The 25,654-nt window shown below is 69.6% G+C and carries 26 protein-coding genes; 20 read left to right on the top strand and 6 right to left on the bottom strand.

From position 1 onward, the window contains the following. Positions 1 to 71 precede the first annotated feature (71 nt). The 4 genes from J8847_RS02845 to J8847_RS02830 all read left to right on the top strand — a co-directional run bounded on the left by J8847_RS02845 (position 72) and on the right by J8847_RS02830 (position 4,096). Positions 72 to 1,178, top strand: a complete 1,107-nt coding sequence (locus tag J8847_RS02845; protein WP_211523169.1) for a sensor histidine kinase — start codon at positions 72 to 74, stop codon at positions 1,176 to 1,178. Between the two features lie 4 nt (positions 1,179 to 1,182). After that, complete coding sequence (locus J8847_RS02840; protein WP_211523168.1) at positions 1,183 to 1,935, top strand: LytTR family DNA-binding domain-containing protein; 753 nt, start codon at positions 1,183 to 1,185, stop codon at positions 1,933 to 1,935. Positions 1,936 to 2,030: 95 nt separating this feature from the next. Beyond that, positions 2,031 to 3,191 carry a class C beta-lactamase gene (gene ampC / locus J8847_RS02835; RefSeq protein WP_211523167.1) on the top strand — a complete coding sequence of 387 codons (1,161 nt, stop codon included), beginning with the start codon at positions 2,031 to 2,033 and terminating at the stop codon, positions 3,189 to 3,191. Further along, positions 3,188 to 4,096, top strand: a complete 909-nt coding sequence (locus J8847_RS02830; RefSeq protein ID WP_211523166.1) for an alpha/beta hydrolase — start codon at positions 3,188 to 3,190, stop codon at positions 4,094 to 4,096. Before ampC ends, J8847_RS02830 begins: the two co-directional genes overlap by 4 nt. Positions 4,097 to 4,114: 18 nt before the next feature. On the opposite strand, the gene J8847_RS02825 is transcribed toward J8847_RS02830, so the two are convergent. After that, positions 4,115 to 5,473: a diguanylate cyclase gene (locus J8847_RS02825; RefSeq protein WP_211523165.1), complete on the bottom strand. Its 1,359-nt coding sequence runs from the start codon at positions 5,471 to 5,473 to the stop codon at positions 4,115 to 4,117. A gap of 144 nt (positions 5,474 to 5,617) precedes the next feature. Between J8847_RS02825 and J8847_RS02820 the strand changes: the two genes are divergently transcribed. The 9 genes from J8847_RS02820 (at position 5,618) to J8847_RS02780 (ending at position 14,732) form a co-directional block, all read left to right on the top strand. After that, complete coding sequence (locus tag J8847_RS02820; RefSeq protein WP_229512465.1) at positions 5,618 to 7,753, top strand: GNAT family N-acetyltransferase; 2,136 nt, start codon at positions 5,618 to 5,620, stop codon at positions 7,751 to 7,753. Next, positions 7,753 to 8,340 (top strand): NAD(P)H-dependent oxidoreductase, encoded by a 588-nt coding sequence (locus tag J8847_RS02815; RefSeq protein ID WP_229429512.1) that lies wholly within the window; start codon positions 7,753 to 7,755, stop codon positions 8,338 to 8,340. The genes J8847_RS02820 and J8847_RS02815 overlap by 1 nt, the downstream gene beginning before the upstream one ends. 107 nt (positions 8,341 to 8,447) lie before the next feature. Next, entirely contained in the window at positions 8,448 to 9,068 is a 621-nt protein-coding gene (locus J8847_RS02810) for a thermostable hemolysin (RefSeq protein WP_211523163.1), read from the top strand. Beyond that, complete coding sequence (locus J8847_RS02805) at positions 9,052 to 10,539, top strand: AMP-binding protein (protein WP_211523162.1); 1,488 nt, start codon at positions 9,052 to 9,054, stop codon at positions 10,537 to 10,539. The genes J8847_RS02810 and J8847_RS02805 overlap by 17 nt, the downstream gene beginning before the upstream one ends. Then, positions 10,536 to 11,210, top strand: a complete 675-nt coding sequence (locus J8847_RS02800; protein WP_211523161.1) for an iron-containing redox enzyme family protein — start codon at positions 10,536 to 10,538, stop codon at positions 11,208 to 11,210. Before J8847_RS02805 ends, J8847_RS02800 begins: the two co-directional genes overlap by 4 nt. Continuing rightward, complete coding sequence (locus tag J8847_RS02795; RefSeq protein ID WP_211523160.1) at positions 11,207 to 11,992, top strand: SDR family oxidoreductase; 786 nt, start codon at positions 11,207 to 11,209, stop codon at positions 11,990 to 11,992. The genes J8847_RS02800 and J8847_RS02795 overlap by 4 nt, the downstream gene beginning before the upstream one ends. A gap of 32 nt (positions 11,993 to 12,024) precedes the next feature. Next, on the top strand, positions 12,025 to 12,666 hold the full coding sequence (locus J8847_RS02790) for a hypothetical protein (RefSeq protein ID WP_211523159.1): 642 nt from the start codon (positions 12,025 to 12,027) through the stop codon (positions 12,664 to 12,666). Positions 12,667 to 12,684: 18 nt separating this feature from the next. Continuing rightward, positions 12,685 to 13,350, top strand: coding sequence for a response regulator transcription factor (locus J8847_RS02785; RefSeq protein WP_211523158.1), 666 nt, complete (start codon positions 12,685 to 12,687; stop codon positions 13,348 to 13,350). Beyond that, positions 13,347 to 14,732, top strand: coding sequence for an ATP-binding protein (locus tag J8847_RS02780; protein WP_211523157.1), 1,386 nt, complete (start codon positions 13,347 to 13,349; stop codon positions 14,730 to 14,732). Before J8847_RS02785 ends, J8847_RS02780 begins: the two co-directional genes overlap by 4 nt. Here the strand turns inward: J8847_RS02780 and J8847_RS02775 are convergent. Then, positions 14,725 to 15,057, bottom strand: coding sequence for a TIGR01244 family sulfur transferase (locus tag J8847_RS02775; RefSeq protein ID WP_211523156.1), 333 nt, complete (start codon positions 15,055 to 15,057; stop codon positions 14,725 to 14,727). The genes J8847_RS02780 and J8847_RS02775 overlap by 8 nt on opposite strands. A 91-nt stretch (positions 15,058 to 15,148) precedes the next feature. Between J8847_RS02775 and J8847_RS02770 the strand changes: the two genes are divergently transcribed. The 5 genes from J8847_RS02770 to J8847_RS02750 are packed head-to-tail and all read left to right on the top strand — an operon-like array spanning position 15,149 to position 17,898. Next, positions 15,149 to 15,481 (top strand): metalloregulator ArsR/SmtB family transcription factor, encoded by a 333-nt coding sequence (locus J8847_RS02770; protein ID WP_211523155.1) that lies wholly within the window; start codon positions 15,149 to 15,151, stop codon positions 15,479 to 15,481. Then, positions 15,478 to 15,909: a YeeE/YedE family protein gene (locus J8847_RS02765; protein WP_211523154.1), complete on the top strand. Its 432-nt coding sequence runs from the start codon at positions 15,478 to 15,480 to the stop codon at positions 15,907 to 15,909. The genes J8847_RS02770 and J8847_RS02765 overlap by 4 nt, the downstream gene beginning before the upstream one ends. Before the next feature lie 16 nt (positions 15,910 to 15,925). Beyond that, entirely contained in the window at positions 15,926 to 16,363 is a 438-nt protein-coding gene (locus tag J8847_RS02760) for a DUF6691 family protein (RefSeq protein ID WP_211523153.1), read from the top strand. A gap of 10 nt (positions 16,364 to 16,373) precedes the next feature. Then, the gene (locus tag J8847_RS02755; RefSeq protein WP_211523152.1) at positions 16,374 to 17,165 is read left to right on the top strand and encodes a sulfite exporter TauE/SafE family protein; all 792 of its coding nucleotides are present in this window, start codon (positions 16,374 to 16,376) and stop codon (positions 17,163 to 17,165) included. Positions 17,166 to 17,196: 31 nt separating this feature from the next. Further along, positions 17,197 to 17,898, top strand: a complete 702-nt coding sequence (locus tag J8847_RS02750) for an MBL fold metallo-hydrolase (protein WP_307727490.1) — start codon at positions 17,197 to 17,199, stop codon at positions 17,896 to 17,898. Positions 17,899 to 17,903: 5 nt separating this feature from the next. Here J8847_RS02750 and J8847_RS02745 read toward each other — a convergent pair whose 3' ends face one another. After that, complete coding sequence (locus J8847_RS02745) at positions 17,904 to 20,018, bottom strand: heavy metal translocating P-type ATPase (protein WP_229512464.1); 2,115 nt, start codon at positions 20,016 to 20,018, stop codon at positions 17,904 to 17,906. 84 nt (positions 20,019 to 20,102) lie between these two features. Here J8847_RS02745 and J8847_RS02740 point away from each other — a divergent pair, with 84 nt between their 5' ends. Next, positions 20,103 to 20,321, top strand: a complete 219-nt coding sequence (locus J8847_RS02740) for a hemerythrin domain-containing protein (protein WP_211523151.1) — start codon at positions 20,103 to 20,105, stop codon at positions 20,319 to 20,321. A gap of 26 nt (positions 20,322 to 20,347) precedes the next feature. Here J8847_RS02740 and J8847_RS02735 read toward each other — a convergent pair whose 3' ends face one another. After that, positions 20,348 to 22,873, bottom strand: coding sequence for a cation-translocating P-type ATPase (locus J8847_RS02735; protein ID WP_211523150.1), 2,526 nt, complete (start codon positions 22,871 to 22,873; stop codon positions 20,348 to 20,350). A gap of 321 nt (positions 22,874 to 23,194) precedes the next feature. On the opposite strand from J8847_RS02735, the gene J8847_RS02730 reads away from it, so the two are divergent. Next, a complete protein-coding gene (locus J8847_RS02730) occupies positions 23,195 to 23,935 on the top strand; it encodes a helix-turn-helix domain-containing protein (RefSeq protein ID WP_211523149.1) in 741 nt (246 codons plus the stop codon). Here the strand turns inward: J8847_RS02730 and J8847_RS02725 are convergent. Continuing rightward, positions 23,932 to 25,107, bottom strand: coding sequence for a GGDEF domain-containing protein (locus tag J8847_RS02725; RefSeq protein ID WP_211523148.1), 1,176 nt, complete (start codon positions 25,105 to 25,107; stop codon positions 23,932 to 23,934). The two genes, J8847_RS02730 and J8847_RS02725, sit on opposite strands and share 4 nt — an antisense overlap. Before the next feature lie 42 nt (positions 25,108 to 25,149). Then, complete coding sequence (locus J8847_RS02720; RefSeq protein WP_211523147.1) at positions 25,150 to 25,653, bottom strand: universal stress protein; 504 nt, start codon at positions 25,651 to 25,653, stop codon at positions 25,150 to 25,152. Between the last annotated feature and the right edge of the window lies 1 nt (position 25,654).

Raw genomic sequence — 25,654 nt, 5'->3', positions numbered from 1 at the left:
GGACGAATCCGCCGCTTGACGGGACGAGGGACGGCGGATGGCCGGCATTGCGCTGCTATACTCCGCGCACCATGAACCAAGCTCTTCCACGCGCGCCTCTTCCTCCGGTCGGCAAGACGATCGCGTGCGCCGTGCTCGTGTGGACGGCGATCAGCGCGCTCGGCGCCCTCCAGACCTTCAGCGACAACCTGCGTGCGGGCATGGACAGCCATTATCCCGCGCTGCTGGTCACCTGGTTCATCGAATACGCGGTGCCGCTGATCGTCCTGAGCGCGGGCCTGAGCATCGCCCTGGCGCGCTGGCCGGTCCTGGTGGCGCGCCCGCGCCAGGTGGTCGCCCTGTTCGTCGGCCTGATGGCGGTATTCCAGCCGCTGCAATGGATCTACATGGCCTGGCTGCGCGGCTACCTGCCCATCGCGACCCTGGAGGAAGCCAGGCAGCTGCTGATGAAGATGCTGCTGGTCGGCTGGTTTTCGACCACCGCCACCTTCGCCGCCATCCTGGCGATCCATTACTGGCGCCACGCCATGGAGCGCGAGCTGGCCTGGCAGCGCTCGCAGACCGATATGCTCAACCTGCGCCTGGCGCTGGAGGAGCAGCGCATGCAGGCGCTGCGCGCCCAGTTCGAGCCGCACTTCCTGTTCAATGCGCTGAGCGCGATCAGTGCGCTGGTCCGCGCCAACGACAAGGCATTGGCGCTGGGCGGCATCTGCCGCCTGAGCGACCTGCTGCGCTACGCGCTGTCGGCCAGTGCGCGCAATACCGCCACCGTGGCCGAGGAACTGCAGTTCGTCGAGGACTACCTTGGCCTGCAGCGCCTGCGCTACGAAGACCGGCTGCAGGTGAGCATCGAGGGCGCCGGCGGCTACCTGCACGAAGTCACCTGTCCACCCCTGATCCTCCAGCCGCTGCTCGAAAATGCGCTGCGCCACGACCTCGATTGCCGGGAAGGCCAGGGCGACATCCGCGTGCGCTTCGCGCGCGAGGACGGCGCGCTGTCGATCCGCGTGACCAATCCCGCCAGCGGCCAGGCCTCGCCGAACCGCGGCGCGGGCCTGGGCCTGGCCAACACGCGCGACCGGCTGCGCCTGATGCACCCGGCGGCATCGCTGGCGGCAGGGCTGTACGAAGGCCTGTTCGTGGCCGAGATCCGCCTGCCGCTGGCCGGGCAGGACTAGCGCGATGCCGGTGCGTTACCTGATCGTCGACGACGAAGCGCGCAGCCGCACCAACCTGCGCCTCGCGCTGCTGGATGCCTGCGACTGGGAGCTGGCGGCCGAGTGCGACAGCGCCGCCGGCGCGCGCGGCGCCATGCAGCTTCACGAGGTCGACGTCGTTTTCCTCGACATCCAGATGCCGGGCGAATCGGGGCTGGCGCTGGCGCGCGAGATCGCCGCCCGGCCCACGCCGCCCCTCGTCATCTTCGTGACCGCCTACAGCGAACACGCCATCGACGCCTTCGAGGTGTTCGCGCTCGACTACCTGCTCAAGCCGGTGGGCGACGCGCGCCTGGCGCAGGCGGTGGAGCGGGCCAGGGCCATGCTCGGGCAGCGCCAGCGCGACAGCTACGGCGCGGCCCTGCGCGACTACGCCGATGCCGATGCAGCGCAGCGCATGGACCACGTGAACGTGCGCTCGGTGGGCTCGATCGAACAGATCCGCTTTGCCGAGATCCTGTGGATGCAGGCGGCCAGCAACTACGTCGAGCTGCACCTCGAGGCGCGCACGGTGCTGCACCGGATCACGCTCAACCGCCTGGAGGCGCTGCTGCCGCCCGCGGACTACCTGCGCGTGCATCGCAGCACCATCGTCCGGCGCGACCAGATCGCGCGCCTGGCGACCAGCGGCGACGGCGCCTGGCGGCTGGGCTTGCGCTGCGGCGCCGAGGTGGCGGTCAGCGAACGCTATCTTCCCGCCCTCAAGTCGGCCATGTGACGAAATCCCGCGCGCCTGGGACGGCTGCGCTGTTCGCCTTCCGGGGCTCTCCCTATACTTTTTGGGTCAACCACCAACGGGAGAATTCCTTGCGCATGAAGTTCGCATCCCTGTCACGCATGGCGCTCGCCTGGGCCTGCCTCTTGCCATTTGCCGCTCATGCGGCCGACGATGCGGCCGTCCGCGCCGCCGCGGACCGGGCGATCCGTCCGCTGATGGACGAATACGGCGTGCCGGGCGTAGCGGTCGGCGTGACCGTCGACGGCCGCACCCTGTTCTTCAATTACGGCCTGGCCTCGAAGGAGGAGGGCAAGCCGGTCACGGAACATACTCTCTTCGAACTCGGTTCGATCAGCAAGACCTTCGCGGCGACGCTCGCGCTCTACGCCCAGGCCCAGGGCAGGCTGTCGCTCGGCGATCATCCCGGGAAGTACCTTGCCCAGCTCAAGGGCAGCGCCATCGACAAGGCCACGCTGCTCCATCTCGGCACCTACACGGCGGGCGGCCTGCCTTTGCAGTTCCCCGACGGGATAGCCGGCGAGCGCGGCATGCTGGGCTGGTTCGGCGCCTGGAAACCCGACGCGGCGCCGGGCATGCAGCGCCGCTATTCCAATCCCAGCATCGGCCTGCTCGGCCATGCGACGGCGGCCGCATTGGGTGTGGACTTCGGCGAAGCGGCCGACCGGCAGCTGTTCCCGGCGCTCGGCCTGAGCGAGACCTTTGCGCAGGTGCCGCAGCAGGCCATGGGCCGCTACGCCTGGGGCTACGACCAGCACAACGCGCCGGTCCGTGTCAGGCGCGATGTCGCCGACGTCCAGGCCTATGGCATCAAGTCGACTGCCGCCGACATGATCCGTTACCTGCAGGCGAACATCGAGCCCGCGCGCCTGGCGGGACCGGCGCGTCGTGCGGTAGAAGGAACCCAGCTCGGCTACTACCAGGTCGGCGAGATGGCGCAGGGGCTGGGATGGGAGCAGTACCGTCCGCCCGTGACGCTGGAGCGCCTGCTGGCCGGGAACGCCGCCGGCATCGTCTTCGAGCCGAATCCGGCCACGCCGCTGGCGCCGCAGGCCGCGCCGCCCGGCACCCTGTTCAACAAGACCGGATCGACCAGGGGCTTCGGCGCCTACGCGGCCTTCGCGCCGAGCCACAAGGTCGGCATCGTCATCCTGGCCAACAAGAACCTCCCGATCCCGGCCAGGATCAAGGCGGCCCAGGCGGTGCTGGCCGTGCTTGTGCCGGAGGCCGTGCAATGAGGATCGCGAAGCCCCTCGCCGCCTACCTGCTGCTTGCCCTGTGCGCCCTGGCTGGCGCCGCCGCTGCCCCCGCACCGGCCGGCTACGCCCTCGAGAATACCGAAGTGCGCGACATCCGTGCTCAGGCCCTGCGGCGCGATTACCAGCTCTATGTCGCCTTGCCCGACTCCTACAAGGACGGCGCCAGGCGCTATCCGGTGCTGTTCGTGGCCGACGCCAACTATGCGTTTCCGGTGGTGCGCAACATCGCCCAGCGCCTGCACAAGCATGCCGGCATGGAGGAGGTGATCGTGGTCGGCCTGTCGTATGCGAAGGGCGACAACGGCATGCACAGCCGGCGGCGCGACTACACGCCCAGCGTCCCGCGCAAGCAGTCCTACAGCCCGGTCATGCCCGGCCGTCCGCCGGAATTCGGCCAGGCGGCGGCCTATGGCAAGTTCCTGACCACGGAAGTGCTGCCGCTGGTCGCGCGCCACTATCGGGCCGACATGCGGCGCAAGGTCTTCGTCGGCCATTCCTACGGCAGCCTGCTGGGCCTGGAGATGCTGCTGGGCGAGCCGCGCAGCTTCGATCACTACATCCTCGGCAGTCCGTCGCTGTGGTTCGATGCGGGAGTGATGTTCGAGCGCGAGAAGGCCTACGCGGCCCGCCACAAGGACCTGCCGGCCTCGGTGTTCTTCGGCATCGGCGGGCTGGAACGGCTGGCGCCGGGGAAGCAGCGCTCGCGCAGCGAGGAAGACGCGGACATGGTCGAAGACCTGCGCGAGTTCGACGCTGTGCTCAGGACGCACCGCTATCCGAACCTGAAGACGCAGTTGCGCGTGTTCCACGAAGAGGACCATGCGAGCGTGTTCCCATCCGTGCTGACCCACGGCCTGCGCAGCTACCTCAGCTCGTCGAAGTAAGCGGGTGGCGATGCCGCCTCAGTGCGCGACCGCTTCGCGCACCGTATCCCAGGCCGCGCCCGCGCACACCGACACCACCCGGTTGCGGCCGGCCGACTTGGCCTCGTACATGGCGCGGTCGGCGGCGATGAAGAAGGAACGCAGGTCGTCGAACAGGGTCGGGACGATGGTCGCCACGCCCACGCTCACCGTCACCATCTCGGAGGTGGTGGAACGCGGGTTGGGGATCGCCAGGCGTTCGACGTGGGCGCGGATGGCTTCGGCCAGGCCGGCCGCGCCGTCGCCGGCGGTTTCCGCCAGCAGCACCACGAATTCCTCGCCGCCGTAGCGCGCCGCCAGGTCTGTGGGGCGCACCGCGTGCTCCTGCAGGACCTCGGCCACCATCTGCAGGCACTGGTCGCCGGCCGCGTGGCCCAGGCTGTCGTTGTAGCCCTTGAAGTGGTCGACGTCGAGCACGATCAGCGACAGCGGCTGGCCGCTGCGGATCGCGCGATGCCATTCCTTTTCCAGGGCGCTGTCGAAGTGGCGGCGGTTGGCGATGCGGGTCAGCGGATCGACCAGCGCCGCGCGCTGCAGCGCCGTTTCGGACTGCTTGTGGTGGGTGATGTCGTGCAGCAGGGCGACGTACAAGGGCTCGGTGCCGGCCATCGGCGTCAGGCTCAGGTCCATGGCCTTCAGCGCGCCGTCGCGCTGGCGCACCACCACTTCGCGTGTGCCGCGGCAGCGGGCGGCGAGTTCGGGATCGTCGCGGTCGGCGAAATAGGCCGCGTAGTATTCGTCGGAAGGCTCGGCCAGCAAGTCGGCCAGCGCCATGCCCGCCAGTTCCCTGATCGACCAGGCCGCGAAGCGCTCGCTGGCCGGGTTGGCGTAGACGATGCGGCCGTCGCCGTTCACCAGCATCAGGCCTTCCTCCATGCCGTCCAGGATCATCTGGAGGCGGTCGGTCTGCTGCTGCTGGCTCACGCTGTTGCTGCGGAAGCGCAGGTGAGCGCTGACGCGGGCGCAGACTTCGGCCAGGCGCACCGGTTTCGAGATGTAGTCGACCGCGCCCGTATCGAAGCCGGCCACGATGTCCTCGGTCTCGCCGCAGGCGCTGATGAAGATGACGGGAATGTGGGCGGTGTCCGGCTGGCGCTTGAGGCGGCGGCAGATCTCCAGGCCGTCGAGATCGGGCAGGATCACGTCGAGCAGGATCAGGTCGGGCTGGACGCGGGCCGCGATATCGAGGGCGCGCTTGCCGGTATTGGCGACGAAGGTCTGGTAACCCTGCTGGCGCATGATCTCCTGCAGCAGCCCGAGGCTGTCAGGGGCGTCATCGACGATCAGGATCGCGGACTGGCGCACGGGCGCGGAGAACGCGAGGGCAGGGGGAATCATGAGAGTGCTGGTCAAAACGGCATGGGCGACCAGACGATCATACAACTAAAATGAATCCGTGAGGCAACTTTTATTGCCGGTTATTCACGGGCAATGTTTAGTTATAGGCGGGTGTGTTGCAAATCTGCCACTTCAGTTGCAGATTTGCTACTCCAGGCAGGAGCGGCGGGATGCCGCGGGGGGGGGGGGGGGGCGGCCCCCCCCCCCCCCCCCCCCCCCGGCGCCCCCCCCCCCCCGCCCCCCCCCCCCCCCCCCCCCCCCCCCCCCCCCCCCCCCCCCCCCCGCGGCAAGCCGACCCTGATCGTCAAGGCCGGGCGCGGCAAGGACGCCGCACGCGCGGCCTTCAGCCATACCGGTGCGCTGGCCGGCTCGGACCTGGTCTACGACGCCGCGCTGCGCCGCGCCGGCATGCTGCGCGTGCTCACCACGGACGAACTGTTCGACGCGGTGGCAATGCTGGCGCGCACCCGGCCGCTGCGCGGCGAGCGCCTGGCGATCATGACCAATGGCGGCGGGCCCGGCGTCATGGCGACCGACGCGCTGGCGGACGCGGGCGGCGTACTGGCCCAGCTCGCGCCGCCCACGCTGGCCCGGCTCGGCGACGGCCTGCCGCCGCTGTGGTCGCACGCCAACCCGGTCGACATCGTGGGCGATGCCCCCGCCGAGCGCTACCGCCATGCGCTGGCCGTACTGCTGGACGCGCCGGAGACCGATGCAGTCCTGCTGATCCATGCGCCGACGGCGATCGTACCCAGCGCCGAGATCGCCCGCATCCTGCTGCCCCTGATGGCCGGCGCCGCCCGCCCGGTGCTGTGCTGCTGGCTGGGCGGCCCCAGCGTGGCCGAGGCCCGCCGCCTGTGCATCGAGGCCGGCGTCCCGGTTTTCGACACCCCGGAGGAAGCCGTCAAGGGATTCCAGCAGCTGGTCGATTACCGCCGCAACCAGGCCGCCCTGATGCAGGCGCCGGGACCGTGCGAACTGGGCGCTCCCGACCGCCCGGCCGCCCGCGCCCACATCGACCGGCTGCTGGCCGGCGGCACGGATCCGAACGGTGCGGTCGGGGAGCGCGCCACCAAGGCCCTGCTGGCAGCCTACGGCATTCCCGTGGTGGCAACCGAGTTCGCCGCCGACGCCGCCAGTGCGCTCGCCGCCGCCGGCCGCCTCGGCTATCCGGTGGCGCTCAAGATCGTGTCGCCGGACATCGTCCACAAGTCCGATGTCGGCGGGGTAGCGCTCGACCTGGCCACCCCGGAAGCGCTTGGCGCGGCGCTCGACGCCATGCTGGAGCGCGTGCGCGGCCGGCTTCCGCACGCGCGCGTGGACGGCTTCACGGTCCAGGCGATGGCGCGCCGGCCGCAGGCGCTGGAACTGATCGTCGGCCTCAGCACCGACCCCGTGTTCGGGCCGGTGGTGCTGTTCGGCCACGGCGGCATCGCCGTCGAGGTCACGGCCGACCAGGCGGTCGCACTCCCGCCGCTGAACCGGGTCCTGGCCGGCGAGCTCGTCAGCCGTACCCGGGTGGCACGCCTGCTGGCGGGCTACCGCGGCCGGCCGCCGGCCGACATGGAAGCCCTGTACGATGTGCTGGTCCGGGTGGGCCAGCTGGCGGCCGACCTGCCGGAACTGGCCGAGCTCGACATCAATCCTCTGCTGGCCGACGCCGGCGGCGTGATCGCGCTCGACGCCCGCATGCGGCTGCAGCCGGTTCCCGCCGGGTGCGACAGCCATGCGCGGCTGGCGATCCTGCCCTATCCGGAACAACTGGAACGCCAGGTGGACAGCGCGGCAGGCAGGCTGACGCTGCGTCCCATTCGTCCCGAGGACGCCGCCGCGCACGTGGCCTTCTTCCATGCACTCACGCCGCAGGACGTCCACATGCGCATGTTCGGCCTGATGCGGGAGCTTTCGCCCCAGCAGCTGGCGCGCTTCACCCAGATCGATTACGCGCGCGAGATGGCCTTCATCGCCACCCGCCCGGATCCGGCCGGGAATGGCGAAACGCTGGGCGTGGCGCGCGTCGTGATCGACCCGGACGACGTGCGCGGCGAGTTCGCGGTGACGGTGCGTTCCGACCTGAAGGGACGCGGTCTCGGGCGGCTGTTGATGGACTGCCTGCTCGACTACTGCGCGCAGCGCGGCGTGGCCGTCGTCGAAGGGGTCGCCCTGCCGGAGAATGCCGGCATGCATGGGCTGGCGCACGCGCTGGGTTTCGACGTCCATGCCGGCGCGGACGGGATGGTGACGATGCGGCGCATTCTCGATGCCGGCCGGGCCGCGTGATGAGCAAGCACATCCTGATCATCCAGGGGCACCCGGACGGCGCCCGCCAACACCTGTGCCACGCGCTTGCCCAAGCCTACGCCGACGGCGCACGCGCCGCCGGTCACGTCGTCGAGACCATCGAACCGGCGCGCCTCGATTTCAGCCTGCTTTCCGATGCGCAGCAGTGGCAGGATGGCGCGCCGCCGGCGGCGCTGCTGCCGGCGCAGGAAGCGATCGCCCGCGCCGCGCATATCGTGCTGGTCTATCCGCTGTGGCTGGGCGACATGCCTGCGCTCTTGAAAGGCTTCCTCGAACAGGTGCTGCGGCCCGGCTTCGCGCTGGCGCGCACTCCCGCGAATCCGCTCAAGGCCGGGCTGCTCGGCGGCCGCAGTGCGCGCGTGATCGTCACGATGGGGATGCCCTCGCTGTTGTACCGCTCGTTCTACCGTGCGCACAGCGTGCGCTCGCTGCGCCGCAATATCCTGCACTTCGTCGGCATCGCTCCGGTATCCACGACCATCGTCGGCGGCGCCGGCGCCATGACGCCCGAGCGGGCCGCCCGCTGGTGCGCGCGCCTGGGGCGCCTGGGCGAGCGCGCCGCCTGAGCAGCGGTTTCCCGCCGGCAGGCGCACGCTTGCCCGGCCGTTTAATCTGCAATTAATGTTCGCTGCATAGGCTTCTTCCAATGCAACAAAGAAATGGAAGAAGCCCTATGCCTCCCGCCCTCGCCGAGCCGGTCTTTCCGCGTGCGCAAGCGCCGCACGCCGCGCGCCCTCCCCGCTACCAGATCGAAACCGTCAGCCGCGGCGACAGCCGCCGCGCAGGCCTGGAAGCTTTTATCGCCCAGACCTTCCTCGCGAGTTACGGCTCGCGCGTACACCATTTCAGCACCACCCTGATCGGCTGCGCCGACGAGGATGGCAACTGGATCGCGGCGCTTGGCTACACCCCCGCCGCCGCGGGCCCGGTCTTCCTCGAGCAATACCTGGACGCGCCGCTGGAATGCGAGATCGCCGCCCGGACCGGACAGCCGGTCGACCGCGCCGGCGTGGTCGAAGTGGGCAACCTGGCCGCCATCCACGCGGGCGCGGCGCGCGCGCTGATCGTGCATACCACCCACTTGCTGCACGGGCTGGGCCTGCGCTGGGTCGCGTTCACGGCCACGCCCAGCCTCCTGAATTCCTTCCGGCGCCTGCGCCTGCAGCCGCAGTTGCTGGCGCAGGCCGACCCGGCGCGCCTGCCCGACGGCGGGCGCGACTGGGGAAGCTACTACGACACCCATCCTCAAGTAATGTTCGGCGACATCCGTTATGGCCATGACAAGCTTTCCTGAACCTTTCCCGCCCGGCCGCGCCCTGCTGAGCGACGGCGTCCGTACGCTCGACCGCGCCGCGCTGGCGCAGCGCATCGCCACCCTGCTGGAGGCATTGGCGGCGCGCACGGCGCCGCGAGCCCCGGTGGCGATCCTGGCCGACAACAGCCCGGAATGGCTGGCGATCGACCTGGCCACCCAGCGGGCCGGCCTGACCCTGGTGCCGCTGCCGCTGTTCTTCACCCCGGCCCAGTGGCAGCATGCGATCACCGCCAGCGGCGCGCAAGCCCTGTTCTGCGCCGATCCCGCCCAGGGAGCCGCGCTCGGCTTTACCGGGACCGTCGCCCTGGACGGCCCGCTGGCGCTGTGCCAGCGTCCGGGCGCGGCCTCCCCCGATCCCGCGCCGGAACTGGACGGCGTGCAGAAGATCACCTTCACCTCCGGCACCACCTCGGCGCCCAAGGGCGTCTGCCTTGATACGGCCCGCCAATGGGAAGTGGCCCAGGCGCTGCACGCCGCCGGGCTGGGCAGGCTGGGTGTCGAGCGCCACCTGTGCCTGCTGCCGTTCGCGGTACTGCTGGAGAACATCGCCGGCCCCTATACGGCCTTGCTGAGCGGCGCCACCACGATCTGCCCGCCGCTGGCGGAGGTCGGGCTGTCGGGCGCCAGCGGTTTCGATCCGCAGCGCTGCCTGGACGCGATCGCCCGCCACCAGGCGAACAGCGTGATCCTGTTGCCGCAGATGCTGGCCGCGCTGCTAGCCGCCAGCGCCCCTGGCGACCCGCGCCTCGCCAGCCTGCGCTTCGCCGCCGTGGGCGGCGCCAGGACGCCGGCGCGGATCCTGGCCACGGCCCGCGCGCGCGGGCTTCCCGTATACGAAGGCTATGGCCTGTCCGAATGCAGCTCGGTGGTCGCTCTGAACCTGCCGGGCGCGGCGCGCGACGGCAGCGTCGGCCGCCCGCTGGCGAACCGCAGCCTGCGCATCGCGCCGGACGGCGAAATCGAGGTGCGCGGAGCCCCCGCTCGCTACCTCGGGCAGCTGGACGGCGCGGCCGGCGCCGGCGAGTGGTTCGCGACGGGCGACCTCGGCCACCTCGACCCGGACGGCTACCTGTATATCGACGGGCGCAAGAAGGACATCCTGATCACCGGCTACGGCCGCAACGTGTCGCCCGAATGGCCGGAGTCGGCGCTGCTCGGCACCGGCAGCATCGCCCAGGCGCTGGTGGTGGGCGACGGCCAGCCCTGGCTGGCCGCCCTGCTGGTGCCGGCGGCCCCCGGCCTCACCGCGCAGCAGCTGCAGGAAGCGGTCGACCTGGCCAACCGCGAGCTGCCGGACTACGCGCAGATACGGCGCTGGGCGCCGGCGGCGCCGTTCACCCCGGCGAATGGCCTGGCCACCGCCAACGGCCGTCCGCGCCGCGCGCCGATCCAGCAGCAGTATGCGGACCGCATCGCATCCCTTTTCGACCAGACGGAGCACGCATCGTGAATTTTTTCGACAAGCTCAAGGCAGAGACCGAGCAGGAACGGCAGCAGCTGTTCTCCATCCCGATCATCCAGGACGCGCTGCAAGGCAGCGTGACGACCGGCCAGTACATCGCCTTCCTGACCCAGGCCTACCACCATGTCAGGCACACGGTGCCCCTCATGATGGCCTGCGGCAGCCGCCTGGACGAGCGGCACGAGTGGCTGCGCCAGGCGATCGCGGAATACATCGAGGAAGAGATCGGGCACCAGGAGTGGATCCTGAACGACATCGCCGCCTGCGGCGGCGACGCCGCGGCGGCGCGCGCCTCGCGCCCGCACGCCAGCACGGAACTGATGGTCGCCTACGCCTACCACCAGGTCGATCGTGGCAATCCGGTGGCCTTCTTCGGCATGGTGCATGTGCTGGAAGGCACCAGCACCGCGCTTGCCACCCACGCCGCCGACACCATCCGCGGCGCCCTGGCGCTGCCGCCGGAGGCGTTCAGCTATCTCAGCTCGCACGGCAGCCTCGATCTTGAACACGTGGCCTTCTTCGAGAAGCTGGTGAACCGTCTCGACGACCCGCGCGACCAGGATGCGGTGGTACATATGGCGCGCATGATGTACGGCCTGTACGGCGGCGTGTTCCGCAGCCTGCCGCGCGGCGCGGCCCTGTTCGCGGAGGCGCCGTGAGCGGCGCGCGCTACCGCGCCGTGATCACGGGCGCCGGCGGCGGCATCGGCGCGGCGATCGCACGCGCCATGGCGCCCACCGCCGACGCCATGGTGCTGGTCGGGCGCCGGCGCGAACCGCTGGACGCCCTCGCCTCCGGACTTGCTGCGCCGGTGCGGATCGTCTGCGGCGACCTGGGCGAGGAATCGACCCTGGCCGCCGTCGAAGCCGCCGGGCGCGCCGCAGGCGGCATCAACCTGCTGGTCAACAACGCCGGCATCAGCGACTTCCACGCCTTCGAGACCCAGTCTCCGGCACGGATCCGCGCCATGCTCGAGACCAACCTGCTCGCGCCGATGCTGCTGACGCGCCAGCTCTTGCCCCTGCTGAAGGAGGCGTCCGCGGCCCAGATCGTCAACGTCGGCTCGGTCTTCGGCCAGCTGGGCTATCCGGGCTTTGCCGCCTATGGCGCCAGCAAGGCCGGCATGCTGACGTTTTCCCAGGCGCTGCGGCGCGAGCTGCTCGATACCACGATCACGGTGCGCCATTTCGCGCCGCGCGCCACCCGCACCGCCATCAACAGCGGCGCGGTGGACGCCATGAACCGCGAGCTCGGCACCGCCGAGGATACGCCCGAGGCGGTAGCGGCCGCGTTCATGGCCTTCCTCGGCGGCAGCGCCTTCCAGCGTACGCTGGGCCGCAAGGAGAGCTTCTTCGTGCTCGTCAACAAGCTGCTGCCCGGCCTGCCGGACGGCGGGATCCGCAAGCAGCTGGCGGTCATCCGCAAGCATTTGCCCGGCTGAAAAGCCTCGCCCATCACCAGGAGTAAAACGCCATGAACCTATTCGCCCGATTCGCCATTGCCCTGCTGTCCGCCGTCGCGCTGTCGGCCGCGGCCGCGCCGCCGGAGGAAGTTTCCCGCCTGCAGGGCGCCTGGGAGCAGATCAAATACCAGACACCGGCCAACCAGCAGGAAAAGCAGTTCGAGCAATTGACCGGGCAGGCGCGCCAGGCCGCCCTCCAGAATCCCGCGAGCGCCGAGGTATTGATCTGGTATGCGATCATCGAGTCGACCTATGCAGGCGCCAAGGGCGGACTGGGGGCCCTGTCGCACGTGAAGAACGCCAAGAAGACGCTGGAGCAGGCGCTGGCGATCGACCCGCAGGCCCTGAACGGCTCGGCCTATACCAGCCTGGGCTCGTTGTATTATCAGGTGCCGGGCTGGCCGATCGGCTTCGGCGACGACAAAAAGGCGCTCGAGAACCTCAGGCGCGGGCTGGCGATCAATCCGGACGGCATCGACCCGAATTATTTCTATGGCGACTACTTGTTCCGCAAGGGCGACTACGAGGGCGCCGAACGCGCCCTGCGCAAGGCGCTGCAGGCGCCGGCGCGTCCTGGCCGCAAGCTGGCCGACGAAGGACGGCGCGGCGAGATCGCGCAGCTGCTCGAACAGATCGCTGCGAAGCGCCGGTAATTCAAGCAGGGGGAGAATGTGAGGCTGTTTCTGGTCGAAGATGATGAACTGCTGAGCAGCGGCCTGCAGGTCGCCCTGCGCCAGGCCCAATATACGGTCGAACACGTCGGCACCGGCGAGGCCGCTCTGTCGGCGCTGGCGCACAACGATTTCGACATGATGGTGCTCGACCTCGGCCTCCCCGGGATCGACGGCATCGCGGTGCTCAAGGCACTGCGCGCCGCCGGCAATCCGATCCCGGTGCTGATCCTGTCGGCGCGCGACGCCACCCGCGACCGCATCGCCGGCCTCGACCTGGGCGCCGACGACTACCTGATCAAGCCCTTCGAGCTGGACGAGCTGCTGGCGCGCTTGCGGGTGCTGGCGCGCCGTCGCAACGGGCGCCAGGTGAACCAGCTGACCCTGGGCGCGCTGGCCATGGACATGGGCAGCCTGAGCGTGCGCTGGCGGGGCGAGCCGGTCGAGCTGCAGCGCCTGGAATTCATGCTGCTCAAGCAGATGGCCGAGCACCCCCAGCGCGTGTTCAACCGCGCCCAGCTCGAGGAATCCCTGTATGGCTGGGGTGAAGGCAGCGAGAGCAATACCATCGACGTGTACGTGCACCACCTGCGCCGCAAGCTGGGGCCGGAGGCGATCAAGACCGTACGCGGAGTCGGCTACCGTATCGGCGACCTGGCCGCATGAGCGGGCGCCCGTATTCAGGCCGGCGCCGCCTGGTGCTCGGCACTCTGGCCTGCATCCTGCTGATCTTCGCCGGCATCGGCGTCGGCGCCCACAAGGTGGCGCGCCACGAATCGGTCGAGCTGTTCAGCGCGCGCCTGGCCACCTCGGCCCGGGTGCTGGAGGCGCTGGTGGCGCAGCAGCTGGCGTCGGCCACGGTCGGCCGGCCGATCGTGATCTCCTTGCCGCAGGAGCTGGAAACCAGCACCAGCGACTTGCCCGAGTTCTTCGGCCACCGCTACGAGACCAAGATCGCCTTCCAGGTCTGGCGCGATGGGGCGCTACTGGTGAAGTCGGCCGCCGCGCCGGAAGCGCCGCTGGCGCCGCTGCGGCCGGGATTTTCCGAGCATGACATCGGCGGCGTGCTGTGGGAGGTGTTCGTCCTGCGCTCGGGCGACGTCTGGATCATGGCCGCCGAGAAGGAGGAAGTGCGCGAAGAACTTTCGGAAGGCATCGGCATGTCGATCCTGGCGCCGCTGGCGCTGGGCGCCCTGTGCCTCCTGGCGGTGCTGAACTGGCTGATCCTGCGCAGCACCCGCCCGCTGTCGGAACTGGCTACCCTGATCGCGGCGCGCAAGCCCGAATCGCTCGATCCGGTCGAACTGCACGCCGCGCCCCTGGAGCTGATGCCGATCGTGACCGAGCTGAACAAGCTGATGGACCGAATCCGCGCCTCGATGGAACGCGAGCAGCGTTTCCTGAACGCGGCCGCCCACGAGATCCGCACGCCGATCGCGGCCGTGCAGCTGCACCTGGAAAATGCGCTGCGCGCGGGAGACGAAGGCCAGCGCACCGGATCGCTGGAGTCCGCGCTGGCGGCGGCGCGCCGGACCAGCCGGCTGACGGAACAGCTGCTCACCCTGAGCCGGATCAGTTCCGGCGGCGACGCCGCGCCGCTGGAGCGCCTGTCGCTGATGGCAGTCTGCTGCGACGTGATCGGCACCCTCGAACCGCTTCTCGACCAGCGCGGCCAGAGCATCGGCCTGGAAGCCTTGCAGGACTGCCACGTGCTGGGCGAACCGGCCCAGCTGCGGCGCATGCTGCAGAACCTGATCGACAACGCGTCGGTGCACGGCGCCGCCGGCGGCGACATCCAGGTCACCCTGGCGCGGCGCGGGCAAGCCGCCGTCCTGACGGTATCGAACGACGGCGTGCCGATCCCGGAGGCCGAGATCGCCAAACTGTTCACGCCATATTATCGCGTGCAGGGCGCTCCCGCAGGCGGTTTCGGCCTCGGGCTGGCGATCGTGAAGGAAATCGTCGACCAGCACGGCGGCCAGGTCCGCATCAGGCGCAAGCCGGACGGCCAGGGCACGGTCGCGGAAATCAGCTTGCGGATCACCTGAGCCGCGTGCCCTCCCACAGCGCCTCGGCCCGCATGCCGGTACGGCAGAAGCCGAGGACCGGCTTGGGCGCGCTTGCATAGCAGGCGGCAAAGGCGTCGAGGTCGGCCTGCGTGATCCTGCCCGGCGTGACAGGCAGGTGCAGCGCCCGCATGCCGTGTTTCATCGCTTCCGCCTCGATCTCGGCGAAGGAGGGCTGGCCGGGGCCTTCGCCGTCCGGCCGGTTGCAGACCAGGGTGGCGAAGCCCTGCTCCTTCAGCCGCCCGACGTCCGCGGGCGTGATTTGCAGCGCCACTGCGTAGTGCGTGCCGAGATAACGGATCGTCATGTTGCTCTCCTGTGCGTCGATAAATTACATTATATTGAAAAATAGATTGTTTGTCGATATAATGTAATTCAATAGATTGACGGAGAACCTTATGCGCGACACACAACAACTCGACTTGCAGCAGATGCGCGCCGCCGCCGCCCAGGCCTGCGCCCTCCTCAAGGTCCTGGGCAATCCGGACCGGCTGATGCTGCTGTGCCAGCTGAGCCAGGGCGAACACGCCGTCGGCGAGCTGGAGTCCCTGCTGGGGATCGGCCAGCCGACCTTGTCGCAGCAGCTCACCGTGCTGCGCAAAGAACAGCTGGTCGGCACGCGGCGCGAAGGAAAGCAGATCTTCTACCGAATCGACAGCAATGAAGCGCTGGCGCTCATGCAGGTGCTGTACCAGCAGTTCTGCCTGCCATCCCAAGGAGTCACACCATGAACATCGACTGGATCCACTTCACCCCCTGGAGCTCGCTCGCCGGCGGGCTCATCATCGGCGCGGCGGCCGCCGCCTTCATCCTGCTCAACGGCAGGATCGCCGGCATCAGCGGCATCCTGGGCGGGCTGCTCCGTCCCGCGCGCGGCGACATCGGCTGGCGCCTGGCCTTCCTGCTCGGCCTGGTAAGTGCGCCGCTCGCCTACGCGCTGCTGGCGGCGCCGCCCGCCGTCACCGTGGAGGCCGATGGGCCGACCCTGGTCGCCGCCGGCCTGCTGGTCGGCGTGGGCACCCGCTATGGCGCCGGCTGCACCAGCGGGCATGGCGTGTGCGGCATCTCGCGCCTGTCGCCGCGCTCGCTGGTGGCTACCGCCGCCTTCATGCTGGCCGGCTTCGCCACCGTATTCCTCACGCGCCACCTGTTCACCTGAGACTGGAGACACCGCCATGCACATCCTTAGCGCACTCATCGTCGGACTGGTGTTCGGCATCGGCCTGATCGTCTCGGGCATGACCGACCCGTCCAAGGTGCTCGGTTTCCTCGACCTGGCCGGGAACTGGGACCCCTCGCTCGCCTTCGTGATGGGCGGGGCGATCCTGGTCGGGCTGCTTGCCTTCCGCGTGGCCGGCAGGCGCGAACGCTCGCTGCTGGGCGAGGCCATGCGCCTGCCGAGCGCGACCCGGATCGACCGCCGCCTCGTGCTGGGCTCGCTCGCCTTCGGGGCCGGCTGGGGCCTGGCGGGCTACTGCCCCGGCCCGGCGCTGGCCTCGCTGGCGAGCGGCAGCGCCAAGCCGCTCGTGTTCACGGCCGCGATGGTCGCCGGCATGGGGGTGTTCGAACTGCTCGAACGGCTGGGCGCCGCCCGCGCCGCCGCCAAGGCCTGAGGCGGACGCCATGATCCCTGCCCTGCTCGGCCTCGCGGTCGGCCTGGTCCTGGCGCTGACCGGCGCAGGCGGCGGCATCCTCGCCGTGCCCCTGCTGGTGTTCGGCACCGGCATCGGGGTCGCCCAGGCCGGTCCGATCGGCCTGCTGGCGGTCGGGATGGCGGCCACGCTGGGCGCCATCCTCGGGCTGCGCGCCGGGCAGGTGCGCTACCGCGCCGCCCTTCTGGTCGCGGCAGCCGGCATGCTGCTGGCGCCGGCCGGGCTGTGGGCGGCGCGCCTGGCCGACGCCCGCTGGCTGGGCCTGCTGTTCGCCCTCACCTTGCTGTATGTGGCGGCCAGGACCTGGCGCCAGGCCGCCCTACCCGTCCCGGGCCAGTCCGCGGCTGCGCCGGTATGCCTGCGCGGCGAACAGACCGGCCGCTTCGTCTGGACCCGCCCCTGTGCGCGGGCGCTGGGCCTGTCCGGCGCGCTTGCCGGTTTCTTGTCCGGCCTGCTCGGAGTGGGCGGCGGCTTCGTCATGGTGCCCGCCCTGCAGCGCTATACCGACCTGCCCATCAAATCGGCGGTCGCGACCTCGCTGGCCGTGATCGCCATCATTTCCGCCGCCGGGGTCGCGGCGTCGGCGGCCCAGGGCGGCATCGATTGGCCGATGGCGGTCCCGTTTGCCGGCGGCGCCCTGGCCGGCATGCTGGGCGGCCGGTCGCTCGCCGCCAGGGTGGCGGGACCAGCCTTGCAAAAGGCCTTCGCCGCGGTCTCGGCCCTGGTAGCCGCCGGCATGATCGCAAAGGCCCTGCTCGCCTGAAATGCAGCCTCCCTTCCTTTTGGAGAACGATATGAACCTGAATCCCATCCAGCTGTTCGACACCGAATCCTCGACCTTCACCTACATCCTGGCCGCACCCGGCGAGACGGAGGCCGTCATCATCGATCCCGTGGAGCGCCACTGGGAGCGCGACCTGCGGCACCTCGAGCGCCTGGGCCTGAAGCTGCGCTACGTGCTCGAGACGCACGCCCATGCCGACCACGTGACCTCGGCAGGCCGGCTGCGCGAACTGACCGGCGCCGCCGCCGCGGTGCCGGCGGGCTGCGGCATCGCACCCGCCGAGCTGCAACTCAAGGACGGCGACGTGCTCCGCTTCGGCGCCGGCGAGGAGATCGCCGTCCTCCATACCCCGGGCCACACCGCCGGCAGCATGAGCTATGTCTGGCGCGGCAACGTCTTCACCGGCGACACCCTCCTGATCGACGGCTGCGGGCGCACCGACTTCCAGAGCGGCAGCGCCGACGCGCTGTACGACAGCGTCAACGCCAAGCTGTTTACATTGCCGGACGACACGCGCGTGTGGCCGGGCCACGACTACAAAGGCCAGGCGGTATCGACAATCGGCTGGGAAAAGCGCCATAACGCGCGCCTGGCCGGCCGCAGCCGCGCGGATTTCGTCAAGCTCATGGGCGAACTGAACCTGCCGAAGCCGAAGCTGATCGACGTGGCCGTGCCCGCCAACCAGAACCTGGGCCTGCCGCACGGGGCCTGATTCGCCTAGGATGTCAAGGCATGGTAGAGCTCTTCCTCCTGGGCGAAATGCAATCTCAGGATGGAGTCGAGTGCATACAGGGTCCGGCGCAACTCGCGCCTGGACTCGCCGGCTTCGCCGTCCTGCGGCGTGGCGCTGGCGAGCCGCTCGATGACACGGCTCAGGTGAAAGATCGCCCGATGCGTACTGCTCATGGATGCCATCGGGTCCTCGCCGCCCAGCATCCGCGCCAGCTGCGGGTACAGCGCGGCGTCATCGTTCGACTCATGGGGAAGTATGCGGTCACGAAGCGCTGCATTCACCTGCGAGATTTCGCTTCGCAGCACCTCGGCCGGCATGCCGTCCACCCGGTCGGCCAGCCAGCCCACGTGATCGATGACCGGCATCAGTCGCTGATGTTCCTCCTTCAAGCGGCTGGCTTCGCGGGGCGGCATCTGTCGTCCGGCGTCTCCCGTGTCCAGGCGCAGGACGCGCAGCGCGTTCAGGATGACGGCGACGTCGATCAATTCCTGCAGGAGTGCGCCGGCGACCGGGGGCAGATAGCCGAAAGCCGCAACGATCATGGCGATGATCGACAGGCCCATGCCTCCAATGACACTCTGCAGCGCAATGCTGCGGGTCCGCTGGGCGATACGGATCGCAAACACCAGGCGGTCGAGACGGTCGACCAGCAGCACCACCTGCGCCGACTCGGCCGCAGCGGCGGCGCCGCGCGCTCCCATGGCGACGCCGATGTCGGCGGCGGCCAGCGCCGGGGCATCGTTGATGCCATCGCCGACCATCATCGTCACCCCGTCGATCCGCGCCGCGGAGATGGCGGCAAGCTTCGATGCCGGCGTCTGCTCAGGCAAGATGGTATCGATCCCCAGTGACGCCGCGATCGTCGCGGCGACGTCGCTACGGTCGCCGGTCAGCATTGCGATCCGGGTGACGCCCGAGGCCCGCAAGAGGCGCAATGCCCGGGGTGAATCGAGCCGGATCTCATCGGCCATCAGCAAGACGCCGCTCAAGCGCCCGCCGATGGCGACGCAGACCACGGCAGCGCCCTCATACCTGGCGCGTTCGAGGACGCTGGCGGCCCAGCCCGGTTTCTCCGCATCCCCCGAGACGTAGCGATAGGTGCCGACGCGCACCAGCGCTCCGTCCACGAACCCGGAAAGTCCCGCGCCGGCCTCCTCGCTCACCTCTTCGGGGAGCGACAGGACCGCTCCCCGTTCGAGCGCCGCGCCGACCACCGCTTGGGCAATCGCATGGCCGGACATCTGTTCCAGGGATGCCGCCAGCCTGAACACGTGCTCCGGCTGCAGCAACGGATCGGCCGCGATAGCGGCCAGCCGGGCCTTGCCGCCGGTAAGCGTCCCCGTCTTGTCAAAGAAGATAGTGTTCACCTGCGCCAGCTTTTCCAGCGCACCGCCGTGCTTGATCAGGATGCCCCGTTGGGCGCAGCGCGACATCGCGCTGACGATCGCGACGGGCACGGCAAGGATCAGGGGGCACGGCGTGGCGACCACGACCACGGCCAGGGCCCGGTTCGGGTCCCCCGTCGCGAGCCATGCGATCGCGGCGATCCCGAGTGCCAGGGGAACAAACAACAGCGCATACCGGTCCGCCAGGCGTGCCGCAGGCGCCCTGGATTCCTGGGCCGCGCGCACGAGACGGATGATGCCGGCAAAGCTGCTGTCCTCCGCCGTGGTCGTGGCAAGCAAGTCAAAGGCATTGCCGGCATTGACGACACCGCTGCCTACCGTGTTTCCAGGCCCGTAAGTCACCGGCAGGGCCTCGCCTGTGAGGCTCGATTCATCGACCGTGGCGCCAGTGAGCAGCGTACCGTCCACCGGCACGGTCTCGCCCGGCCTTACCAGGAGCCTGTCGCCCGGCTGTACCGCGGCAAGCGCCACTTGCACCACCGAGCCATGTTCATAACGGTTGGCCAGCTTCGGCGCCCGGCTCAGCAGTGCGGACATCTCGTCCTGCGCCCGCTTTTCCGCGTAGTCCTCCAGCGCGCGCCCGCTCGCAAACATCAAGGCGATGACCGCCGCGGTCAGGGCCTCCTGGAGCGCCACGGCGCCGACGATCGATACCAGCGCGATGAGGTCGAGACCGAATTTCTTCTGCCACAAGAACAGTTCGCACTTCCGCCCCTCGCGGCGCTGGCGGAGCTGGCGTCGGGAGGCAGGCCCGCGAACGCCGCCGAGATCATCTGGATGTCAGCTTTTCTGCAGGGCGATATGCCTGCCATGCTGGCGGAACACCGGGCGATTGCGCAGGCCCTGGACCGGCTGCGCGCCGCCGGCCGAAAAGAAGGAAAGAAGGAAGCTGTGGCGTTCGCCGCACACTTGAAGGCGCATGCGCGGCAGGAGGAGGAAATCCTCTATCCGACTGCAATCCTTGTCGGCCGGTATCTGAAGCTCCAACAACAATAGCCGCCCTGTTGTCGCTGACAAGCCCTTTACCGCCTGCGCGCGAGGCGGAGCTTGCGCAGCTCGAGACCCGCCAGCGCGAGCATTGCGGTCAGCCCGGCGACGCCCAGCATGGCCGGTGCCGGCGGCGCCAGCAGCAGCATGGACGCCGCCGGAGGCGTGAATACGGCAAGTGCCAGCAACAGCAGCGCCACCCCGGCAATCGTCCAGAACACCGGATTGGCTGTGCGCAGCGTCCCTCGGACGCCGCCTTGCTGGCGGTTCGACAACAGCAGGGCAAGGCTGCACAGGATCAGCCCCGCGAAGGCGACCGCGCGTGCTTCGGCTTCCGGCAGCTGCGACAGCGCCCAGGCGTACAGGAGGGTCAACAAAGCCAGTACCCACGTGCCCTGCGCCACTGCGCCGAGAATCGCTTCACGCCCGAACAGCGCATCGTCGAGCGCCCGCGGCGGCCGCCGCATCATGTCGGGTTCCGCCGGTTCGTTCTCGAAGGCCAGCGAGCAGGCGGGATCGATCACCAGTTCGAGGAACACGATGTGCAAGGGATAGAGGAGGACGGGCCAGCCCAGCAGGACCGGCAGCAAGGCCATGCCCGCGATCGGCACATGCATCGCCATCACGTAGCACATCGACTTGCGCATGTTGCCGAATATCCGGCGCCCCGAGGCGATCGCCTCGACCAGCGAGGCGAACCGGTCGTCGAGCAGGGTCAGCTCGGCCGCCTCGCGCGCGACGTCGGTGCCGCGCCGCCCCATCGCGACGCCGACGTTGGCCGCGCGCAGCGCCGGCGCGTCGTTGACGCCGTCTCCCGTCATCGCCACCACGGCGCCATTGCGCTGCAGCGCCTGCACGATGCGCAGCTTCTGCTGCGGCGCGATGCGTGCGCAGACGTCGACGCCATCGAGCCGGCGCGCCAGCGCCTCGCCGTCGAGGCTTTCGATCTGCGCGCCGGTCAGCACCTCGCCGCCGCCGAGGCCGGCCTGGCGCGCGATCGCACTGGCAGTCTGCGGGTGGTCGCCCGTGATCATGACGATGCGCAGCCCCGCTTCGCGGCAGGCCGCGACCGCGTCCGGTATATCCTGGCGCAGGGGGTCGGCCAGCGCCGCCAGGCCGAGAAGCTCGAAGCCGAAGCCGGCGGGATCGTCCGGCCATGGCCCGCCCCCGGCTGGCGCGCGGGCGACGGCCAGAACCCGCAGTCCCGCGCCCGCCATCCGCGCCGCCGCGCCGAGGACAGCGTTCCTGCGGGCCTCGTCCGTGCGGCACATCGCGGCGATCGCCTCCGGCGCTCCCTTGGCGGCCGCCAGTCCGGTACCGTCGCCCCGGTCCCAGATGTGGACCAGCGCCGGCCGCTGCGGGGTCAGGCCGTACTCGTGCACCAGGGACCAGCCGCGCGGCGTCGCGCCGCCGTCCGGGAGCGCGTCGGCAGCCAGGCGCCAGAACGCCGCCTCCATTGGATCGCTGCCGAGCTCCCGGCTGGCGCGCAGCGCGTACGCCAGCAGTTCCCGGTGCAGCGCCGGCATCGGAACGCCGGCGGCCGGCTCATGGGGGACTCCGTCGCGCCACAGCGCCGCCACCGCCATCCGGTTCTCGGTCAGCGTGCCCGTCTTGTCCACGCACAGGACCGAGGTCGAGCCGAGGATCTCGATAGCGGCCAGGCGCCGCGTCAGGACCTGCTGCCGGGCCAGCCGCCAGGCACCGATGGCCGGAAACACCGTGAGGATGACAGGAAATTCCTCCGGAAGCATCGACATCGAGAGCGCAATCCCTGCCAACAGGGCTTGCAGCCAGTCGCCGCCGCGCGCGACCAGCAGCAGCACCAGCGAGAGGCTGACGACCGCGCCCAGCAGCGCAAAACGGCGGGCCAACAGCGTGGTCTCGCGCTGCAGGCGCCCGCGCGGCGGTTCGATATGGCCGAGGGCTGCGCCAATGCGCCCGATCTCGCTGCGGATACCGGTGGCGCTGATCCGCGCCAGGCCATGGCCTTGCACCACCAGGGTGCCCGAATAGACCCAGGGCAGATCGGCGCCACCCGGGGCGGCCGGGGCACTCCCCTGCGGCGCCGCCAGCTTGCCGACCGGGACCGACTCCCCGGTGAGCAGGGATTCGTCGACCAGCAATCCGGCCGCGGACAGCAGCAGGCCGTCGGCAGGAACCCTGTCCCCCTCGCCCAGCTCGACCACGTCGCCTTCGACCAGGGCAGTGGCCGGCACGCGCTGCACCCGCCCATCGCGCCACACCAGGGCGTTCGGCGAACTCAAGTCGCGCAGTGCCTGCAACGCGCGTTCGGTACGTCCTTCCTGGAACAAGGTCATGCATAGCATCAGGCACACCATGCCCAGCAGGAAGGCGCCTTCGCGCGGCTCGCCGAGCAGCAGGTAGAGTACGGCCGCACCCGCAAGCAGCAGGTACATGGGCTCGCGCGCCGCGTCAGCAGCGATGCGCCGCCACCGCCGTCGCCCCGCATCCGGCAGGCGGTTGGGCCCGTCTCGCGCCAGGCGCCGCGCCGCATCTTCGCTGCTCAGCCCCTCGGGTGCCGCGGCGGCGTCAGCCTCCATGGATGCCCAGCCACGGCCGGAGCCCGCTTGCAATGTAGGGGCGTGTGCCCGCGCAGATCCGAACCAATTCACGCATTGCTTTCTCGCTGTCGCATTCAACCGACGTGGTCGGATCGACTGTAAATCCTCCGCGCGCGGAAGTCATGCATCTGAATTGACCGAGATCAAATTGCGCATAGATAAAGGGAGCCGTTTCCTGAGCTCACCATACGCTGCCCGCGGGGAAACTCATCCGTATTTCCGCTTGCCCCTTCGGGGACTTTGCCAGATACTGGTCAAGCGTGGCCTTCGTGGTCCTTCAAGGGGGAACGGATGAATCACATGAGCATTCCTCGCGTCCTGCGTACGCCCGTCCCGGTTCCGCAGTCCGCCCATTGTCCTCGCTGTATCGTCCGCGATGCATGCGCGCCTGCGGGTGCCGATGCCAGCGGGGCCGGGGCATTCGATGTGCTCGCCGGCTATCGCCGCCGCCTGGAACGCGACGAAACCCTGTTGCGCAGGGCCCAGCCTTTGGTGGCGCTCTATGTGGTGCGCCTGGGACACCTGAAGGCCACGCGTCCCGACCGCCACGGCCAGCCACACGTTACCGCATTCCATATGGCTGGAGACCTGATCGGACTGGACGCCATCTGCGCCGGGCATCACGCATGCACCGTGGTGGCGCTGGAAGACAGCGAAGTATGTGCGATCCCCTATCCCGAATTTCAGGATGCCTTGCGGGCATCATCGCAGTTGATGCAGCGCTTCCACTGCGCCATGAGCCATGAAATCGTCCGCGAGCAGGCCGCGCTCATACAGGCGAATACCCCGGCGGCCGAACGGCTGGCAGGCTTCCTGCTGAGTCTCTCGGCAAGATATGCCGAACGTGGCTTGTCCCCGAACCGGTTTCGCCTGCACATGTCGCGCGCGGATATCGGCAACCACCTTGGACTGGCGCTGGAAAGCGTCAGCCGGCTGCTGACCCGTTTTCGCGACCTGGGGTGGATCGAGCTCGACAAGCGTGAACTCGTCCTGCGCGACCCGGACAAACTCGAGGCGCTGCTGACCGCCGTCCCCGCTTAGCTGCCAGGGTTAGTATCCAGGGCCAGTTCGATGCGGTTCCGCCCGCCCGACTTGGCCCGGTAGAGGGCGGCGTCGGCCTCGGCCAGCAAGGCGTCGAAATGCGCATGGCCGGGCCCGAGCGCCGCGACGCCGATGCTGATCGTGCACGCGACGCTGCCCTGGGGGAGTGCGAGCCGGATGGCCGCCACAGCCTCGCGCATCCTCTCGGCGCAAGCGAGCGCATCTTCCACTTGCGTCTCGGGCATGACGCAGACAAACTCTTCGCCTCCGACGCGGCCGAAGTAGTCGCTGGCGCGCAGTTCGGCCGAACATGCCTTGCCGACCGCGCGGATCAGTGCGTCGCCCGCCGCATGGCCGAAGGTGTCGTTGATGCGCTTGAAGTAGTCGATATCGAGCATGCTGATCGTCAACGGCCTGTTGTACCGCCGCGCCAGCGCGAGATCATGGGTGGCGAGCTCGATCAGGTAGCCGCGCGCCAGCAGTCCGCTCAGGCTGTCGTGGCGGGCGGCATACTCGAGCGCATGCTCCGCCGCGAAGGCGCCGCGCCGCAGGCGGCCATGCGCGACGGCGATGGCCACCGCCAGCCCAAGCGTGAGCAGGTAGAGCAGGAGGCTGCTGGTGAAGAGCTGCTGTGGCAGGACGGCGGCAGCCAGCACGGCAAACAGCAGCGAAGGGAACGGGAACAGGTACAACAAGCGATGCAGGCGCGGCTCGACCAGGGCCGCCAGGAACATGGCCCCGGTAATCGCCGGCAGTGCGAGCACCAGGCCGCCGGGGAGGAGTGCCGAACTCAGGATCATGGCGCCCGTATGCGTGCCGTACACGAAGCCGCAGCGCCAGGCGACGGGGATGGCAGGGTGCCACTCGGCGTAGCCTGCCGCTCCGGCCAGCACCAGCGCCAGGCGCACGAGGCAAGTGGCGCCTGCGCGCTCCGGATCGAGCCAATAGTCCCAGGCGCTGAACAGGATCACGGCGATGCCGAACACGGCCCCGAGCGCGGGCAGCATGCCGGATATGCTGCGGTCGAGGGCGACGCCGAACTCGCGCTCGAGGGGCGGGTCGAGCGTGCCCAGGATGCGCGTCCGTGCAGCGCGCCAGCGCTGCCCCAGACCAGGACGAGCACCGGCCTGCACCTCGCCCCTGCCGGCAAGCTTCGCGTGGCTTGCAAGCATGCGCCATGCCTGCCACTGTGGATGGAAACGCACTGGCTGTCCCTATCGCGTGGAATGCTCGGCAGGGCACGGACGCGCGAACCCCTGCGCACGTTCGTCGTCCGGAACCGGACGCAACACCATGACCGGGACCGGTGCATACGCGAGAACGGCCTGCGTGACGCTGCCCGCCAGCAGGCGGCTCAGCCCGCGCCGGCCATGCGAGCCCATGAAGATCAGGTCGCACGCCTGCTCGCGAGCAGTACCGACGATCACCTTACCGGGATCCATGGACAGTTCGACGCGCTCGGTACACGTCACGCCCGCTTTCCGCGCGCGTGCGCAGACGGCCGCGACCTGGGCTTTCGCCTCCTCGAGCAGGACGTCGACCTCCAGCCCCGCATCGACCACCATCGCGGCCTCGGCCGACTGGATCGCCGGCTGGGGCATGGCGACGGAGAGCGCCACGATCTCGCCGCCGCAGGCGCGGGCAAAGTCGATCGCGGCGGCGACGGCGTTCTCGGAGACGGCAGAGCCGTCGGTAGGAACGAGGATACGCTTGTACATG

The sequence above is a fragment of the Massilia sp. AB1 genome (genome assembly GCF_018119385.1).
GTDB lineage: Bacteria > Pseudomonadota > Gammaproteobacteria > Burkholderiales > Burkholderiaceae_D > Telluria.
Note: the sequence above shows the minus strand (reverse complement) of the source record. Positions and strands in the feature narration are given on the sequence as shown.